At 75.7% G+C, this 16,511-nt stretch carries 13 protein-coding genes; 7 read left to right on the top strand and 6 right to left on the bottom strand.

What is annotated here, in order from left to right:
• Window positions 1-87 precede the first annotated feature (87 nt).
• Window positions 88-594 carry a hypothetical protein gene (locus ACWDVG_RS15400; RefSeq protein WP_451699651.1) on the top strand — a complete coding sequence of 169 codons (507 nt, stop codon included), beginning with the start codon at window positions 88-90 and terminating at the stop codon, window positions 592-594.
• A gap of 83 nt (window positions 595-677) precedes the next feature.
• Window positions 678-2,198, top strand: coding sequence for an SPFH domain-containing protein (locus ACWDVG_RS15395; RefSeq protein ID WP_451699650.1), 1,521 nt, complete (start codon window positions 678-680; stop codon window positions 2,196-2,198).
• 197 nt (window positions 2,199-2,395) lie between these two features.
• On the opposite strand, the gene ACWDVG_RS15390 is transcribed toward ACWDVG_RS15395, so the two are convergent.
• Window positions 2,396-4,510 carry a glycosyltransferase family 4 protein gene (locus ACWDVG_RS15390; protein ID WP_451699649.1) on the bottom strand — a complete coding sequence of 705 codons (2,115 nt, stop codon included), beginning with the start codon at window positions 4,508-4,510 and terminating at the stop codon, window positions 2,396-2,398.
• Between the two features lie 154 nt (window positions 4,511-4,664).
• Here ACWDVG_RS15390 and ACWDVG_RS15385 point away from each other — a divergent pair, with 154 nt between their 5' ends.
• Complete coding sequence (locus ACWDVG_RS15385; RefSeq protein ID WP_451699648.1) at window positions 4,665-6,068, top strand: glycosyltransferase; 1,404 nt, start codon at window positions 4,665-4,667, stop codon at window positions 6,066-6,068.
• Here the strand turns inward: ACWDVG_RS15385 and ACWDVG_RS15380 are convergent.
• Window positions 6,001-6,621 carry an RNA polymerase sigma factor gene (locus ACWDVG_RS15380; protein WP_451699647.1) on the bottom strand — a complete coding sequence of 207 codons (621 nt, stop codon included), beginning with the start codon at window positions 6,619-6,621 and terminating at the stop codon, window positions 6,001-6,003. The genes ACWDVG_RS15385 and ACWDVG_RS15380 overlap by 68 nt on opposite strands.
• A gap of 196 nt (window positions 6,622-6,817) precedes the next feature.
• Window positions 6,818-7,519 (bottom strand): class I SAM-dependent methyltransferase, encoded by a 702-nt coding sequence (locus ACWDVG_RS15375; RefSeq protein ID WP_451699646.1) that lies wholly within the window; start codon window positions 7,517-7,519, stop codon window positions 6,818-6,820.
• A gap of 220 nt (window positions 7,520-7,739) precedes the next feature.
• On the opposite strand from ACWDVG_RS15375, the gene ACWDVG_RS15370 reads away from it, so the two are divergent.
• The 4 genes from ACWDVG_RS15370 to ACWDVG_RS15355 are packed head-to-tail and all read left to right on the top strand — an operon-like array spanning window position 7,740 to window position 12,617.
• On the top strand, window positions 7,740-9,014 hold the full coding sequence (locus ACWDVG_RS15370; RefSeq protein WP_451699645.1) for a polyprenyl synthetase family protein: 1,275 nt from the start codon (window positions 7,740-7,742) through the stop codon (window positions 9,012-9,014).
• Window positions 9,011-10,546, top strand: a complete 1,536-nt coding sequence (locus tag ACWDVG_RS15365) for a phytoene desaturase (RefSeq protein ID WP_451699644.1) — start codon at window positions 9,011-9,013, stop codon at window positions 10,544-10,546. Before ACWDVG_RS15370 ends, ACWDVG_RS15365 begins: the two co-directional genes overlap by 4 nt.
• Window positions 10,543-11,601 (top strand): phytoene/squalene synthase family protein, encoded by a 1,059-nt coding sequence (locus ACWDVG_RS15360; protein WP_451699643.1) that lies wholly within the window; start codon window positions 10,543-10,545, stop codon window positions 11,599-11,601. Before ACWDVG_RS15365 ends, ACWDVG_RS15360 begins: the two co-directional genes overlap by 4 nt.
• On the top strand, window positions 11,598-12,617 hold the full coding sequence (locus ACWDVG_RS15355) for a DUF5914 domain-containing protein (protein ID WP_451699642.1): 1,020 nt from the start codon (window positions 11,598-11,600) through the stop codon (window positions 12,615-12,617). Before ACWDVG_RS15360 ends, ACWDVG_RS15355 begins: the two co-directional genes overlap by 4 nt.
• Before the next feature lie 87 nt (window positions 12,618-12,704).
• On the opposite strand, the gene ACWDVG_RS15350 is transcribed toward ACWDVG_RS15355, so the two are convergent.
• From ACWDVG_RS15350 to ACWDVG_RS15340, 3 genes are all read right to left on the bottom strand, one after another.
• Window positions 12,705-14,279 (bottom strand): FAD-dependent oxidoreductase, encoded by a 1,575-nt coding sequence (locus ACWDVG_RS15350; RefSeq protein ID WP_451699641.1) that lies wholly within the window; start codon window positions 14,277-14,279, stop codon window positions 12,705-12,707.
• Window positions 14,280-14,313: 34 nt separating this feature from the next.
• Complete coding sequence (locus tag ACWDVG_RS15345; RefSeq protein ID WP_451699640.1) at window positions 14,314-15,483, bottom strand: lycopene cyclase family protein; 1,170 nt, start codon at window positions 15,481-15,483, stop codon at window positions 14,314-14,316.
• A 154-nt stretch (window positions 15,484-15,637) separates the two neighbouring features.
• Window positions 15,638-16,240, bottom strand: a complete 603-nt coding sequence (locus tag ACWDVG_RS15340) for a lipocalin family protein (RefSeq protein WP_451699639.1) — start codon at window positions 16,238-16,240, stop codon at window positions 15,638-15,640.
• Window positions 16,241-16,511 lie beyond the last annotated feature (271 nt).

The following is a 16,511-nucleotide window of genomic DNA, read 5'->3' as shown; positions in this document are numbered from 1 at the left end:
GCCGAACTCCGGCAGTGAACACCTGCGCGGCTCCATGGAACCATCCGGTCAGCGACGGCAGCGGCCGCGGGGGACGGAGGGACGCGCATGGGCTGGTTTCTGGGTCTCGGCATCGCGGGTCTCGTGCTGCTCGTCCTGTCCCTGGTGTTCGACGGGGTGCTGGAGGGGGTCCTCGACGGCATCGGCGGTGGGGCGGACGGGCTGCTGTCGTTGCCGGTGGTCGCCGGGTTCGTGTCGGCTCTGGGTTTCACCGGGGCGATCGTGCTCGGAACCACCGGTACGGGGGCGGGGGTCGCCGCCGGTGCGGGTGCGGTCGCGGGGGTCGTCGTCGCCTCCCTGACCTGGAGGTTCGGTCGGGCGCTGACGCGCGACGGGGCCGCGCCCGCGCCGCGGGCCGAGGACCTGGCAGGTTCGACCGGCTCGGTGGTCACGGCGATCCCGGCCGGCGGCTACGGCGAGGTGCTGCTGTACCTCGCCGGGCAGCCGGTGAAGTACGCGGCGAAGGCCGACGTTCCCGTCGTGCGCGGCGCGGAGGTGTGGGTCGAGTCCGTGCTCTCGGCGACCTCGGTGTCGGTACGTCCGGTCGAGCACTGACCGTACTTCCCGTCCAGGGGTGGTGCCGCGCCTCGGCCCTTCCCTCTCTTCTTGGTCCGGTTCCGATCGAAAGGGGTTCCGTCATGAGCCCTGTGCTCCTGTCCGTCCTCGGCATCGTCGCCCTGTTCGTGCTGCTCGGTCTCGTCGTCGTCACGCGCTACAAGGTCGCGGGCCCGAGCGAGGCGTTCATCGTCACGGGCCGACGCGGCAAGAAGTCCACCGACCCCGCCACGGGGCGGGTGTTCACCGACAACAGTGGCCAGAAGGTCGTCGTCGGCGGCGGGGTCTTCGTCGTGCCGTTCGTCCAGCAGAAGTTCAGCCTCGACCTGTCCAGCCGGCACATTCCGGTGGCGGTCCGGGGCGCGGTCACCCTGCGCGGTGTCAAGGCCAACCTCGAAGGCGTCGCGATCGTCAAGGTCGGCGGCACCGAGGACTCGATCCGGGCGGCCGCCCAGCGGTTCCTGATGCAGCAGGACGGCATCGTGGGCTTCACGCAGGAGGTGCTGTCCGGCGCGCTGCGGTCCATCGTGGGCCGGATGTCGGTGGAGGACATCATCCGCGACCGCGCCGCCTTCGCCGGGCAGGTCGCCGAGGAGGCGGAGGCGAGCCTCTCCGGGCAGGGGCTGGTGCTCGACGCCTTCCAGATCCAGGACATCACCACCGAGGGCTCCTACCTGGAGGACCTCGGCCGGCCGGAGGCGGCCCGCGCCAAGCAGGAGGCCGACATCGCCGAGGCCGTCGCCCGCCGTGCCGCCGAACAGGCCCGCCTCAAGGCGGAGGAGGAGATCGCCGTCGCGCAGCGGACCCTGTACCTGAAGCAGGCCGAGATCAAGGCGCAGACGGACGAGGCCGCCGCCCAGGCGAACGCCGCGGGACCGCTCGCCGAGGCCGCACGTCAGCAGGACATCCTCTCCGAGCAGGAGAAGGTCGCCGCCCGCCAGGCCGCTCTGACGGACCGCCAGCTCGACACCGAGGTCCGCAAGCCCGCCGACGCCGCCCGTTACCAGGCCGAGCAGCAGGCGGAGGCGCAGCGCACCGCCCGGGTGAAGCAGGCGGAGGCCGAGCGGATGGCGGCCATCGCGGCGGCGGAGGCCGAGGCCGAGCGGGCCCGCCTCACCGGTGAGGGCGAGAAGCAGCGCCGCCAGGCGCTCGCGGAGGCGGAGGCGATCGAGGGCGCCAAGCGCGGTGAGGCCGAGCGGGCCCGGCGCGCCGCCATCGCGGAGGCCGCACGGCTGGAGGGCGACGCGGAGGCGGGCGCCATCGCGGCGAAGGGCGCCGCGGAGGCGGAGGCCATGCACAAGCGGGCCGAGGCGTTCGAGCGGTACGGCGACGCCGCCGTCCTCCAGATGCTCGTCGAGGTCCTTCCGCAGGTCGTCGCCAAGGCCGCCGAACCGCTGGCCGCCGTCGACAAGATGACCGTCATCTCCACGGACGGGGCGAGCCGGCTGACCCGCACCGTCACCGACAACGTCACCCAGGGCATGGAGCTCCTCACCTCCGCCACGGGCGTCGACCTCGCCACGCTGCTCCAGGGCCTCACGCAAGGGAAGACGCCCGCGGTCCCGGCGGCAGCGGCGGGTACACCGGTCGAGATCACCGAGTGAGCCACGGGGCTCGTTCGGGGGCGCCACCCCGCCGCGGGTGCTCCGCGCGGCGCGGGCGGCGCGCTCGGACCGCCCGTTCCCACTCCTCGTTCCGGCACCGGTGCGGGCGGCGGGCCACCCGGGAGCCGTCGGTGGCGGCGCTGGGGCTCAGCCTCCCGTTCCCCGCTGCGCTCCCGTCGCGGGCCGCGCGCACCGCCTCAGGCGGAGACGGCCGGGAGGCCGGACGCGCGGCTCGCGTCGGCCGTGGCCGCGCGGACGGCCGTGACCGCCGCGTAGTGCTCGGCCAGCGTGCCGGCCATGGCCGCGGACGAGAACGTGGTGCGGACCAGCGTCTGGGCACGGGCGGCCATCGCCGAGGCCGACTCGGGGTCGACGGCGAGCAGCCGGGCCAGTCCGTCGCCGAGTGTCTCCGCTCGGGAGGTGTCGATCAGGAGCCCGTTGTGGCCGTCGACGAGGTAGTGCGGCACACCGCCGCGGAGCGGGCCCGCCACGAGCAGTCCCGCCTCCATGGCTTCGAGGACCGCGAGGCCGAACTCCTCCTTGGCGCTGGCGCACACGTAGCGGGCGGGGGACCGCCGCGCCGGATCGGCCAGGCTCCGTTCGAGCATCCGGACCTCCGCGTTGGAGAGGGCCGGGAGGAGCACCAGACGCCGTCGCGCCTCGGGGCAGGCGCGGAGCGCGTCCTCGACCCGTGCGCGCATCACGCCTTCGACGGGGTCTCCGGCGTGCGGGCTGCCGCCCACGAGGACCAGGGCCGCACGCCGGTGGCACCCGGAGTCGATCCAGGACCGGACCAGGAGGTCCTGCTGCTTGACCGGGTGGAGCCGTCCCACGCCGAGCAGCACCGACGGGGTGCCGCCGTCCGCGGGCTTCGGGGTGGCCGCGACGGCCGCGTCGACCGCCCGGAGCAGCTCCGCGCGCCTCGCCGCCTCCCGCGGGGGCGCGACGTACGGCGGGATGCCCTCGGGAGGAGCGCTCGGCACGCCCGCGCCGTTCCGGTCGAGCAGTTGCGGGAAGTAGCGCAGCAGTTCCGTCGCCGCGCCGTCCCGGCCCGCGATGCCCACCACCCGGTCGGCACGCTCCACCAGCCGGTCGGCGACGAACACGCGGTGCAGGTCGTCCCGGAGGGCTCCCCCGTCGGCGGCGGTGGTGTCGTACCGCTCGGTCATCTGCCGGTGCGGGTCCGGGGCGGCCGTGAAGACGACGCGCGTCCCGGCCCTGCGGGCGGCCTCGGCGAGGGCGAGCGAGCCGTCGTCGGCGTAGCGGACGTGCAGGACGTCGACGGGCGTGGACAGCGAGGCGAAGAGTGCGGCGGCCCACCAGGCCATCGCCTCCCGGTGCCTCCCGAACTCGTCGGGGCGGAGCTGGTGCGCGCTGTCCACCGGAATCCTCAGGACCCAGTGTCCCGGGGCCCGTCGCCGCAGCAGTACGGGGTCGGCCTCCAGCTCCGGCGTGCAGGCCGTGACGACGGTGAGCACGCGGGCGACGGTCCCGGTGCCCGCGAGGGCGTCCCCGAGGGAGCCCAGGAGGACGCCGAGGCCGCCGCTCATGCCCTCGCCCGGGCGGTCGAGCCGCCCCAGCAGCATGGACTGGGCGACGACGACGCCGTGGCGCGGCTCGTCCCGCGTCCGGTCGGCCGAGCGGCTCCGGCCCAGCAGGGCGAGCAGCGTCCGTTCGTACGCGTCCTCGGCCGTCCGGACGCCGGGTACGAGGGACTGCCCGCCCGTCGCGGAGAGGAGACGCCACGCGGCGTGCCGGGTGCGGCGTCCGGACGACGTGGCGGCCGCGCGGAGCTCCGGGTGGGTGAGGGGGCGCAGCTCGGCCGCCGCGGCGAGGTCCAGCATGGCCGCGACCGCCTCCTCGGAGGCGGTCCCCTTGCGGAGACCGACGCGCAGGGCGGCCTCCGACCTGAGGGGGCCGAACCGGCGGACGACGTCCGGCCACGCGTCGAAGACGGCGGATCGCGTGCGGTCGCAGCCGTCGAGCAGCCGGACGCATGCGGACGGCGTCGGGAGGCCTCCCGTGCGCAGCTGCCGCCGCAGCCGCGCCAGCACGAGGTCACCGGGCGTCGCGAAGACCGCGGGGGCCGTCGTGCGGTCGCTTCCCCGGTACTCGGCGCGCACCAGTTCCGCGAGCAGGTGCGGTGTGCCCGGCCAGCCGGGGTCGTCACCGGTCAGGGGTGCTCGCCAGTGCGCCGCGCGGACGGCGAGGAACGGCTCGGACGGGTCCCCCGCGCCCCTGCGCGGGCCGGCGCGCAGGGGGTGCTGACCTGCGGGCAGCGGGCGGGCCCCTGCGGTGTGGGAGCGGTTCATCGCTTCTCCTCGTCGACGACGGTCGGCGCGCAGTTCTTCGTCGGCGATCCGGGTGCCGGATGCACGAGCGGTGATCCACGGGGAGCGACGGGCCCCGCCGGTCCGGCGCCGCGCCCCCGCATCCGACCGGCGCCCAAGGGCTGAACCCGTCGGCATGGAGTCATCAGCAGCCGCCCGGGTGCGCGCGCCGCGCGTGGTCGTCGTCAGCCCTCCCTTCGCCTCCCACGCGCAGCCCCTCTCCGTGCTGGCCGGTGCCCTGGCACGCGAGGGCGCCGACGTGGTCTTCGCGTCCGGGCCGTCCTTCGAGGGGTACGCGGCGCGCGCGGGCGTGGCGTTCGTCCCGCTGACCGTCACGCGGAACGCGAACACCGGAGTGGCGCGCAGCACCCGGCAGGCGGCCGGGGAGGCCGAACGGCTCGGGGAGTTCCTCGACTCCACGCGGCGCGGAGCGGTCCCGGCGCTGCTCACGCAGAGCCGTCACCGGGGCCGGGACATGCTGTCCGATCCCGAGGGGACGCTGGCCGCGCTCAGGGTCCTCGACGCGCGGCTGCGCCCGGACTGGTACGTCGTCGACCAGTTGAGCTACCCCGTCACCCTGGCCCTGCACTGCCTGGGCCTGCGCTACGCGACGTACTGCCCCGGCCATCCGACGTACGTCCCGCCCTCCGACGACGTCCTGTTCGGCGTGCCCTACGCGTGGCCCCGGGAGATCCGGCCGGGGGAGGATCGGCTGGCGGAGCTGCGCGGCGCGGCGGGAGCGGTGGAGGCGGCGTTCACCCGCTGCTTCGCGGACGTGGCGCGCGTCCACGCTCCGGACGCCCCGCCCCCGGGCCGCGCCTTCGCGCTGACCTCGCCGTACGCCGTGGCGTTCGGTTATCCGGAGTTCCCCTGGCTGCCCCGGCATCCGGAGAACGGGCCGTCGCTCCTGTACGGAGGGCACTGCGGGCCCAACGACGAGCCGGAGCCCGGACCGGAGTGGGAGGAGGTGGTGCGGCGGCTCGGGGCCACGCACGACCGCCTGGTACTGATCGCCCTCGGAACGTTCCTCTCCGCCCGTGACGACGTCCTCGCGCTGCTCGTGAGGGGGCTGCTCGCCCATGTCCCCGGGACGGCCGCGGTGGTGGCCGCGGGCGACCGGGCGGCGGCCCTGTCCGCGCTCGCGGGGCCGGGCGTCCACGTGGAGGCGACGGTGCCGCAACGGTGGCTGCTGGGGAGGGTGGACGCGATGGTGCACCACGGGGGGAACAACTCCTTCACGGAGTGCCTGGCCGCCGGCAGGCCCGCCCTCGTCCTGCCCTTCTCCAGCGACCAGTTCGCCATCGCCCACGACGCCGAGCGGGCCGGTGTCGCCCGGTGCGTCGACCCCTCCCGACTGGACGAGTTGACGGCCGGGCGGGCCCTGCGCCGGCTGCTCGACGAACCGCTCCCCGGAATCGGCCGGTGGTCCCGGTGGGTCGGGCGCCGCGGCCCGGCCTGGACCGCGCGCGGGCTCATCCGGGAGATGTCCGGGACCGGTGGTGTGCGGTCCGCCGTGCCGACGGCGTCGCGCGTTCGGTGACGACGAGGGCGAGCGCTCTCAGGGCCCTCCTGGTGTGGCTCTTGACCGTGCCGAGCGGCAGACCGAGGCGTTGTGCGATCTCCGGCTGGGTGAGCCCCAGGTAGTAGGCGAGGAAGAGGATCTCGCGCCGGTCGGCCGGCAGTTCGGCCATGTGCGGGGCGATGCCGAGGCGCTCCACGGCACGCGCGGTGGCGTCGGTGCTCTCCGGGGCCGGGCCCCGCGTCAGACGGCGGGCGCCTTCGTGCCGGCGGACCACGGCCCCCGACGCGTCCGCCGCCTTGTGGGCGGTGATGCCGTGCAGCCAGGGTCCGAGACCGCCGCGGCGGGGGCAGTACCTGCGGGAGTGCAGCCAGACGTCCACGAACACCTGCTGGGCGACGTCCTCCGCGTCGTGGAGGTCGATGCAGCGGTGCCGGGCCCACCCGAGGACCCGGGGGTACCAGTCGCTGAAGAGGGCTTCGAAGGTCTCGCGCACGATGTCGCCGTGCGGCGGCCCGTCGTCGTTCCGGTCCTGGCAGTGGGCGCACGCGGGCGAGGGCGGTCTTTCGGACACCAGTCGTCTCCGGACACATCCGGGGAAAGGGGAGGGGTCGCGATGCTGCCCGCCGTATCGGGTCCCTCGGGACGAGGCGGCAGCGGAGAGGTGCCCACGGCGCCAGCCGACCACGGGCGTCCGCCGGCCGCCAGCCGACGCGGTCCGCCCGTGCGCCCCTCCCCCGCCCCCGCTGCCCCGGGAGTGCGCGGGGGAATCACGGGCGTTGCGCGACGAAGGTGTGGGTGATGCCCGTCTGCCAGCCCGGCTGGGGCAGGCAGCGCACGTGGGTGAAGCCGGCGCGCCGCAGCCGGGCGGTGAAGGCGTCCGTCGTGTCGAAGGCCAGCACGCTGCGGTAGAGGTGCCCGTAGAGTTCCGCGTCCCCGTGCAGCCGGGCCCAGGGCCTGACGAACCCGTTCACGACCGTCTTCCAGACGAGCCGGTCGGAGGCCCGTCCGCTGAGGCTGTACTCGTGCACGGCGAGGCGGCCGCCGGGCCGGAGGAGGCGGTGGACGAGGCGAAGCACGGCGTCGGGATCGGCGACGTTCCGCAGGAGGTACGCGGCGAGGACGGCGTCGTACGGTCCGCCGGCCCCGCTCTCCTCCATGCGCTCGACCGGGGCGTGGACGAAGGAGACCCGCTCGGGCCACGCCTTGGCGCGGGCGCGTGCGAGCATGCCGGCCGACGCGTCGACGCCGACCACGGTCGCGCGCGGCGCCGCGTGCAGCAGGGCCGCCGTGGACGTACCGGTTCCGCATCCCAGGTCCAACAGGGTGAGTCCGGCGCCCTCGTCCGGCAGGCCGAGCCGCCGGGCGGACCGGCGGAGGTGAGCGCGGTAGCCCGGGCTGGCGGACGTCATGAGGTCGTAGCTCGGCGAGGCGTGGTCGAACGCGGCGGCGAGGTCTCCGTCACGCAGCATGTCGTGGACCCTTCCGGTCGGGGACCCCTCGGGGCGGGACTCCCCAGGGTCGCTCACCGGACCCGCCGCGGCCACGGGGCGCGCCGGGACCACGCGGAGCCCGTGCGTCGGCCCGCGCGGTGCCCGGTTCGGCCCATCGTTTGCTGCATCCGCGCGCTGCCGCGGTACGGAAGAAGCAGACGCACCGCACTGCCCGCCGCACGGCAGCAAGGGAACCCACATGCGCACTCTCGACCCTCCTTCCATCGACAGGGACGTCCCCTCGGCCCTCAACCACGTGATCGACGAGCTCCTCCGACAGCGCCTCGCCGAGGCCCGGGCCGTGGAGGGGACCTTCGCCGCGGACATCGCCGGACGCGTGGCCGCCTTCGCGGCGGGAGGAGGACGTCGCAGGTCGCAGCTGTTGTGGTGGTCCATGCGCGCGGCCGGTGGAGGCGCCGGCGAGGCCGGTACGGCCCTGCGGGTGGCGGCGGCCGTCGAACTCATCCAGACGTGCGCCCTCATCCACGACGACGTGATGGACGGCTCTCCGCTCCGCAGGGGCGGCCCGTCCGTCCACGTCGCGCTCGACCGCCAGTACGGGACGGACGGCCCCGGCCGGCCGCCGTTCGGGGGCTTCGGCGCGTCCGCCGCCGTCCTCGCGGGTGACCTGGCCCTCGCCTGGGCGGACGACGCGTTCGCGGAGGCGCTTCTGACGACCCCGTACTCCCCCGGTCTCGGGGCGCAGTGGCGGGCGATGCGGACCGAGATGGTCGCCGGGCAGTATCTGGACCTCCAGACGCAGGCGACCGGGTCGCGTTCCGCCGGACGGGCCATGCGGACGGCCGTGCTGAAGACGGCTCAGTACTCCGCGGTGCATCCGCTGCTGCTGGGAGCCCGCCTGGCGGGGGCCGGTGAGCGGACCCTGCGGGGCCTGCGGCAGGCGGGACTGTGCGCGGGCATCGCCTTCCAGCTGCGGAACGACCTGCAGGGGGTGTTCGGCGATCCGCGGAGCACCGGCAAACCGGCCGGCGAGGACCTCCGGGCGGGCAAGGCGACCTATCTGATGGCCGTGGCACGGTCACTGTGCGTCCGCGGCGGGGACGCCGAGGGGCTCCGGCTCCTGGACTCCGTGGTCGGCTCCCCCGCCGCCACGGAGCGGGAGCTGCGGCGCGTGATCGACCTGCTGGAGTCCCGCGGCGCCAGGGCCCACGTCGCCGCGCGCGCGGAACGGCTGTGCGCGCGTGCGCTGCGGACGCTCCGGCGGACGGAGCTGGCTCCGGGTCCGGCCGAGCACGTGGCGCGGATCCTCCTCGACGCGGGTGGCGTCGTGCTCTCCGGTGCGGGTTCCGGTGATGCGGCCGGGGTCGGTGGCGCGGCGGGGGTCGACGAGGCCGGGATCGGCGGTGAGGCCGCCGGAGTCGACGAGGCCGGGGGCGGTGGCTTCCGCGTGCACACGGGGCCCGTGGGTGCGGCGCCCGTCGGTGCGGTCGCCGGGGCGGGAGTGGTCCGTTGAGGCGGGTCACGGGCAGGACGGACCACGTCGTCGTCGTGGGCGCCGGCTTCGCCGGTCTGTCGGCGGCGCTCCATCTGCTAGGCGCCGGACGGGAGGTGACCATGGTCGAGCGGGAGCCCCTACCGGGCGGGCGGGCCGGCCGGATGGACCTCGGCGGCTTCCGGGTGGACACGGGGCCCACCGTCCTGACGATGCCCGCCCTCCTGGACGAGGCGTTCGCGGCTGTCGGGGACTCGCTGTACGACCGGGTGGAGCTGGTTCCGCTGCACCCCGCGTACCGGGCGCTGTTCTGGGACGGGAGCCGCGTCGACGTCCACACGGAGGCGGACGCCATGGCCGCCGAGGTCGAGCGGTTCGCCGGGGCCCGCGAGGCCGACGGGTACCTCCGCATGCGCGCCTGGCTGGGCAGGCTGTACGCGGTGCAGGAGCGCCGTTTCATCGACGCGAACTTCGACTCGCCGACGCAGCTGCTCCACCCCGACCTCGTCCGTCTCGCGGCCCTCGGCGGGCTCGGGCGCCTCGACCGGGCGATCGGGTCCTTCCTGTCGGACGAGCGGCTCCGGCGCGTGTTCTCGTTCCAGGCGCTCTACGCGGGCGTGCCCCCGTCGCGGGCGCTGGCGGCCTACGCGGTGATCGCCTACATGGACACCGTGGCCGGGGTCTTCTTCCCGCGGGGCGGCATGCACGCCGTGCCCACGGCGATGGCGGACGCGGCGCGCCGCTCCGGCGCCGAGCTGCGGTTCGGCGAGCGGGTCACGGCCCTCGAACGGTCGGGGGAACGGGTGACGGCGGTCGTGACGGACCAGGGACGGATCCCGTGCGACGCGGTCGTGCTGACCACGGAACTCCCCCTCACCTACCGGCTCCTGGGGCGTGCGCCCAAGCGGCCGCTCCGGCGGCGGCACTCCCCCAGCGCGGTGATCCTGCACGCGGGGACGGACCGCACCTGGCCCGAACTCGCCCACCACACGCTCCTGTTCGGCTCCGCCTGGTCCCGCACCTTCGACGAACTCACCCGCACGGGAGACCTCATGACCGATCCGTCCCTCCTCGTCACCCGCCCGACGGCCACGGACCCCGGGCTCGCACCACCCGGCCGGCACCTCCACTACGTCCTGGCTCCCTGCCCGAACACCGACATCGGCCCGGACTCCGCGCACTGGGGCGAACTCGCTCCGGCCTACCGGGACTCACTGGTCGCGGAGCTGGAGCGGCGCGGACTGAGCGGATTCGGTGATGCAGTCGACGAGGAGTGCCTGGTGACCCCCGCCGACTGGGCGGACCAGGGACACAGCGCGGGCACCCCGTTCTCGCTCGCGCACACCTTCGCGCAGACCGGTCCGTTCCGTCCGCGGAACCTGGTCCGGGGCACCGACAACGTCGTACTCGCGGGCTGCGGAACCACCCCGGGCGTGGGCGTGCCGCCCGTCCTCGTCTCGGGCAAGCTGGCCGCCCAACGGATCACCGGGGCCTCCCGTGGGGCCGTCCGCCGCGCGGCGCCCGCACCGGCCGGTCACCTGGAGGGCTCGTGACGGCGCGGGAGCTCGACGCCGCCGGGGTGCGCGATCCGGCGCTGCGGGCGGCGTACGCGGAGTGCCGCAGGCTGAACGCGCGCCACGGCAGGACGTACTTCCTGGCCACGCGCCTCCTGCCGCTGGACCGCCGGAGCGCGGTGCACGCCCTGTACGGCTTCGCGCGGCGCGCGGACGACATCGTGGACGAGACGGCCGCCTCGACGCCGCAGGAGCGGGCGGCCTCGCTCGACGTCCTGGAGGCCGAGTGGCGCGGGGCCCTGCGCGGCGAACCCGTCACCGATCCCGCGGTGGCGGCGGCCGCGCACACCCGCGAGCGCCTCGGCATCCCTGCGCGGCACTTCGACGACTTCCTCGGGTCGATGCGCAGCGACCTCTTCGTACGGGAGTACGCGACGTACGACGATCTGCGGCGTTACATGCACGGCTCGGCGGCCGTCATCGGACTGCAGATGGTGCCCGTCCTCGGCACCGTCGTCCCGCGTGAGCAGGCCGAACCGTACGCGGCGGCGCTCGGCGTCGCCTTCCAGCTGACGAACTTCCTCCGCGACGTCGGGGAGGACCTGGACCGGGGCCGGGTGTACCTGCCGGCCGACCTGCTCGCCGCGTCCGGCGTGGACCGGGACCTGCTGCGGTGGAGCAGGCTGACCGGCTGCCGCGACCCGCGCGTCACCGACGCGCTGCGCGCGGCCGCGGCCCTGACCCAGGGGGTGTACCGGGAGGCGGAGCCCGGCATCGGCATGCTCGATCCGGTGTCGGCGCCGTGTGTGCGCACGGCCTTCGTCCTCTACCGGGAGATCCTGACGGTGATCGAGAAGGAGGGGTACGCGGTGCTGCACCGGCGGGCGGTGGTCGGCGCGCGGCGCCGGGCGGCGATCGCGCTGCCCGGCCTCGCACGGGCTTTGGCGGCGCGCGGCACGGGCCGGGGGCGGCGGTCGGGCCGGGCGGGCCCGGCGGAGGCGCCGGGTCGTCCCGGCGGGCGGCCGCCGGAGGGGGCCCTCGGGCGGAGCGGGGGTCGCGAGCGGCACGAAGGGGCGAGGAGGGACGCGCGGTGAGGGAACCGAGCCGCCGGGGCGACCGGCGCCGTCTGCCCCTGAGCCTCCGGCGCGAACCGGTGCCCTGGGCGGACCAGCGGGCGACGTGGCGGCAGGCGCGACCGGCGGGGATCGCCGCCGGACTGAAACGGGCGACGTCCCGGCCCTCCGGCAACTGGTACGTCGTGGGGGCGAGCCGGGACGTCCGCTCGGACCGGCCCGCGGGCAGGACCGTCGCGGGCACGGAGGTCGTGCTCTGGCGCGACGACCGGGGGGAGGTGCGCGCGGGGCCGGGCGTCTGCCCGCACCTCGGGGCCGCCCTGAAGGACGGCGTGGTGCGGTGCGGGACCCTGATCTGCCGCTGGCACGGCCTGGCCCTGGACGGCTCCCGGGCCGGGGGCTGGGAGCCGTGGCCCGCGTACGACGACGGGGTGCTGGTCTGGGTGCGGCTCGACGGGGTCGGGGGCGAGGAGCCGACGGAGCGCCCCGTGGTGCCGCCGAGGCCGCCCGTCGCGGCGGCGGTCGCGGCGGTCCACACGGGCGTGGGCGGGTGCGAGCCCGAGGACGTCGTCGCCAACCGGCTCGACCCGTGGCACGGCTCGTGGCTGCACCCGTACTCCTTCGTGGACCTGGAGGTCCTCTCCGCACCGGCGGACGGTGTGACCGACGAGGAGGACGCCCTGGTCGTCCGGGTGTCGTTCAAGGTGGCGGGCCGCGTGGTGGTGCCGGTGACGGCGGTCTTCACCGCGCCGGAGCCGCGGACCGTGACCATGCGCATCACCGAGGGCGAGGGCGCCGGTTCCGTGGTCGAGACCCACGCCACGCCGCTGACCCCCGCCGGAGCCGCACGCCCGCGCACCGCGGTGGTGGAGGCCGTCGTGGCGGCCTCGGACCGTCCGGGCTTCGGGGCGGCCCGGGTCCTGGCCCCGTTGCTGCGCCCCGCGATGCGGTCGGCGTCGGCGCGCCTGTGGCGGGACGACCTGGCGTACGCGGAGCGCCGCTGGCTGCTGCGGAGCACGGGGCGCTTCCCCGGTTAGGCGGCACTGTCCCCGGGGGCGTACGCCGTGCGGAGCGCCGCACGGCGTACGCCCCGGGGCGCGGTGTCGCCGCCGCGCCCCGGGCGCTCAGCCGGCCGGCACGGGTTCCCCGCCCGCCCGGGCCAGCAACCGCAGGGCGGCCGAACGGCCGGCCGCGGGCACGGTCCACAGCGTCTGGCCGCGGAGCCCCCACCTGCGCAGGTGGGCGTTGGCCGCGAGGAAGCCCGTGGTGGCGGCCCGCTCCATGAGGGCCACGGGGTACTCCGTACGGACCAGGTCCCCCGCGACCGTGACGGTGGGGTCCGGGGTGTGGACCGTCGGACGGTTGCGGTGCCCCCCGACCTCGAAGAGCGGGCAGTCGGCGCGCAGTTCGTGCCGCTCGTCGAGGATCGCGGCGGCCCGCGTCTCGGGCCAGGCGCGGCGCAGCTGCGCGACCAGTTCGCGGGAGAGCGCGCGGGGGTCTGCCGCGGGGTCCACGGCGTAGGCGTGCAGCTCGACCACCGATCCGCCGGTGCGGGCGGCCCAGCGGGCGGCTTCGCCCTCCCAGCGGTCGAGGACGCTGATGTTGTCGAGGGGGCCGAATCCGCTGGTCCCCAGGAAGCCCGGCCGCAGGGGGGCCACGGGCCGGTCGAGCCAGAGCCGGGAGACGAGGAAGGGCGGCGCGGTGCGGAGGGCTCCGATCCGGGCTCGCCAGGGCGCGTCGCACAGCCCGGGGGACGCCTCGGCGATCGCGCGCAGGCCGTCGGTGTCGGTGGCGAGGACGACGGCGTCGGCGTGCCGGGGTCCGTCGTCGGACAGGACGGTGTGTCCGCCGCCGGCCGCGGGGGCCAGTTCCCGGACGCCGGTCCCGGTGAGGATGCGGGCGCCGTGGCTCCGCAGGTAGGCGGCGAGGGGGTCCCACAGAGCCTGCGGGTAGGGCTCGTTCGGTACGTCGAAGAGCAGTCCCTCGGACGAGCCGAGGAAGTAGATGTGGAACATCAGCACGAGTTCGGCGGCGGACAGTTCGTCGGGGTCCGCGAAGAAGCTGCGCGAGAACACCTCGAACGCGAGGTGCTGGGCGGCCGGGGGGAAGTTGACGCCGTCGAGGAAGGCGCGGGCGCTGATCCCGTCGAAGCGCCGGTAGACCTCGGGCACGCGGACGTCGAGCAGGGGCAGCGCGGCGCGGGCGTTCATGCGGCCGAGGTCCCCCCACCCGAAGCTGGGGCTGAGGGCGACGAAGCCGAGCGCGCTCCAGGGCGGCGTACGGGGGACGCGGGCGAAGCTGTCGTACGTGCCGGAGCCGTGCCGCAACGGGTAGTCCGGCAGTCCGGTGAGCCGGTCGAGGCCCGGGTCGACCCGGCGGAGCAGGCCGCGCAGGTTGTAGTACTGGCGGAAGAAGGCGTGGAAGCCGCGGCTCATGGTCACTTCCGAGCCGTCGCTCAGCCGGTCCCGCCACCCCGCCAGGCGCCCGCCCAGGGTGGGCTGCCGTTCGTAGAGGGTGACGTCGACGCCGCGCTCGGCGAGGATCGTGGCCGCCGCGATCCCCGCGATGCCGCCGCCCACGACGGCGCAGGCCGGCGGCCGGTGGCCGGGCGGGGGCTTCGGGCGTCCGTCGGCGGCGGGCACGACGACCGCCCTGCGGTCGCGGCCGCGTGCGGGGATGCCGTTCCGGGTGTGGCGCATGGCAGGGGTCCGCTCTCGTGACGAAGGGGCCGGTTCAGGGCCGACGGGTGAGGAAGGGCAGCTCCGCGGTGGTGCGGAGCATGGGGAGCACGGGGGTGCGCAGGCCGATGCGGAACTCCTCGGAAGGCCGGGTCTCCCCGTCGAGGAACCGCAGGAGCCGTTCGGGAGGGACCTCCTCGAAGAGCCGCGTGAAGAACTCGGGCCCGGAGACCCTGCCGGCGTCGAGGCCGCGCAGGAGGACGGCGTCCATGAGGAGCGAACGTCGTGGGTAGGCGGGCGGCGGAAGGGGTTCACGGCCGGCGTGGAGCAGGGCCGCGACGGCGCGCGTCTGCCGCTGGATCGCCGCGAAGGCGTATCCGGTCGAGGGCCTCACCGCGCCGCCGGCGGCGCCGATGCGGAAGGTGCTCCGTCCGGCGCGGCGGTCGTACCGGGCGTCCGTCATCGGGATGCGTCCCCGTTCCACACCGCGCACCTCGAACGCGCCGATCCCGAGCCGGGAGCCGGTGTAGTGCCGCAGGGCCTCGTCGTACGCCTCGTCGGGGAGCGGCTCCCGGCTGAACTCGGTGTACTCGACGAGGGCTTCGTGCCTCGACAGCGGCAGCACGTAGCCGAAGGAGAGTCCCCGCGGCGGCTGCGGGGTGCGGAAGTCCATGAGGTCGACGGTGTCGGGTGCGAAGGCGGGGCGTTCGGAGCGCAGGAACCATCCCTTGAAGTGCTGGAGGAGGCGGACGCGGCTGGGCGGCAGGGGGGCCGGCGGGCGGGTGTCGAAGGCCCAGCGCGCGTGGACGGGCCGTTCGCGGCCGTCGGCGGTGCGGCAGGAGACGGTGACCCCGTCGGGGCGGTCGGCGACGCCCTCGACGACGGCCTCGACGCGGGTCAGTCCGGCGAGCAGCGGCCGGATCCCCCGGGTGAACGACTCGGACGTGAGCATCTTGTAGCGCAGCGCGCCCAGGTCGCACGGGACGGGGCGCGCGTCGGTGCCGTGGAGCCGCACCCGGCGCCAGGACGCCGTGAGCCAGGCGTCGTACTCACCGGGCCCCCGCTCCCAGTAGCACCAGGTCCGCGGTGGGGGCCTGAGCGGGCCCGGGGGCGCGTCGATCAGGACGACGGAGGGGGCGGCGGCTCCGGGCGGCGGACACAGGAGCCGCCGGGCGAGGGACAGCCCGGCCGCCCCTGCCCCGATGATGGCGACGTCGCAGCGCACCTGGACTGTCTCCTCTCGTCGTCCGGCAAGGAAGGAGGGGCGGCGGCGCGCCGGAGGGCCGGACGCCGTGGTGAGGGCTACCCGCCGGGCGGGGGCGGCCTATCCTCCGATGCTCCAGGGGGACCAATGGACCGCCGCCCGCGGGGCCGGTCCGTCAGGGCACGAGGCGCCAGTTGGGGTCCCCGCCGTCCTGGCGGGTCGTGCGGAAGTCGCGGGGGTCGAGTCCGGCTCCCCGGATCGCGCGGAGGACGTCGGCGGTCCGCGCCGGGTCGAGCCGCGGGGTGCGGGAGAGGACGAAGCCGGAGGTCCGGTCCTCGTTGGTCACCACGGCCCAGTCGTACGCGGCTCCCAGGCCCGCGACGACGTAGTTGGCCCCGGTGCCGTGGCGGTAGCCGTCCTTCCAGGGGAGGAACGAGACGTTCAGGCGGGCGTTGGTGGCGTCGAGGGGAAGGGCCTCGCCGTTGACGCGGCTGTGGGTGCCCAGCCAGGTCGTGCAGCTGTTGGCCACCGCGACCGTGCCGCGAGCGGTCGTGCCGTAGACCGCCTTGACGTTCTTGGCGCACTGGAGCTCGAACAGCTGCGGCACGGCGGCGAGTTGCCACCAGGTTCCGGTGTAGCGGGCGAGGTCGACGGTGCCGACGGCGCGGGCAGGGCCGTCGGGGCCCGCCGTCGCGGCGGGCGCGAGTGCCAGGGAGGCGAGGGCGGTGGTGAGAAGGACGGCGGAGACGCGCTCCGCGGCGGGCAGACGTCGGTGCATGTGCGGGATGCTCCTCGAAGGTGTCGGTGGGAATCCCTTCCGCACGGAGCGCGCCGACGGATGCACGCTCCGCACACCCGCGCGTCCGGTCCCCCGTATGGGGCGGGCCGCATCCCTGGCGGGCCTCGCACAGAAGGAACCGTAGCGAACCGTCCGCCGTACCCGAGGAACTCCCGATGTCCGATCAGCACGATCCCGCCCCGTACGACGCCCTGCTGCTGCTCTCCTTCGGCGGCCCCGAGGGCCCGGACGACGTGGTCCCGTTCCTGGA

It is taken from the genome of Streptomyces sp. NPDC003327, assembly GCF_053589515.1.
This window is presented reverse-complemented; position numbering and strand designations above follow the sequence as displayed.

Excerpts from the sequence above, each read along its gene's own strand:
- ACWDVG_RS15350 (WP_451699641.1), bottom strand. The coding sequence starts at position 14,279 with ATGCGCCACACCCGGAACGGCATCCCCGCACGCGGCCGCGACCGCAGG.
- ACWDVG_RS15375 (WP_451699646.1), bottom strand. The coding sequence starts at position 7,519 with ATGCTGCGTGACGGAGACCTCGCCGCCGCGTTCGACCACGCCTCGCCG.
- ACWDVG_RS15390 (WP_451699649.1), bottom strand. The coding sequence starts at position 4,510 with ATGAACCGCTCCCACACCGCAGGGGCCCGCCCGCTGCCCGCAGGTCAG.
- ACWDVG_RS15340 (WP_451699639.1), bottom strand. The coding sequence starts at position 16,240 with ATGCACCGACGTCTGCCCGCCGCGGAGCGCGTCTCCGCCGTCCTTCTC.
- ACWDVG_RS15385 (WP_451699648.1), top strand. The coding sequence starts at position 4,665 with ATGGAGTCATCAGCAGCCGCCCGGGTGCGCGCGCCGCGCGTGGTCGTC.
- ACWDVG_RS15370 (WP_451699645.1), top strand. The coding sequence starts at position 7,740 with ATGCGCACTCTCGACCCTCCTTCCATCGACAGGGACGTCCCCTCGGCC.
- ACWDVG_RS15395 (WP_451699650.1), top strand. The coding sequence starts at position 678 with ATGAGCCCTGTGCTCCTGTCCGTCCTCGGCATCGTCGCCCTGTTCGTG.
- ACWDVG_RS15400 (WP_451699651.1), top strand. The coding sequence starts at position 88 with ATGGGCTGGTTTCTGGGTCTCGGCATCGCGGGTCTCGTGCTGCTCGTC.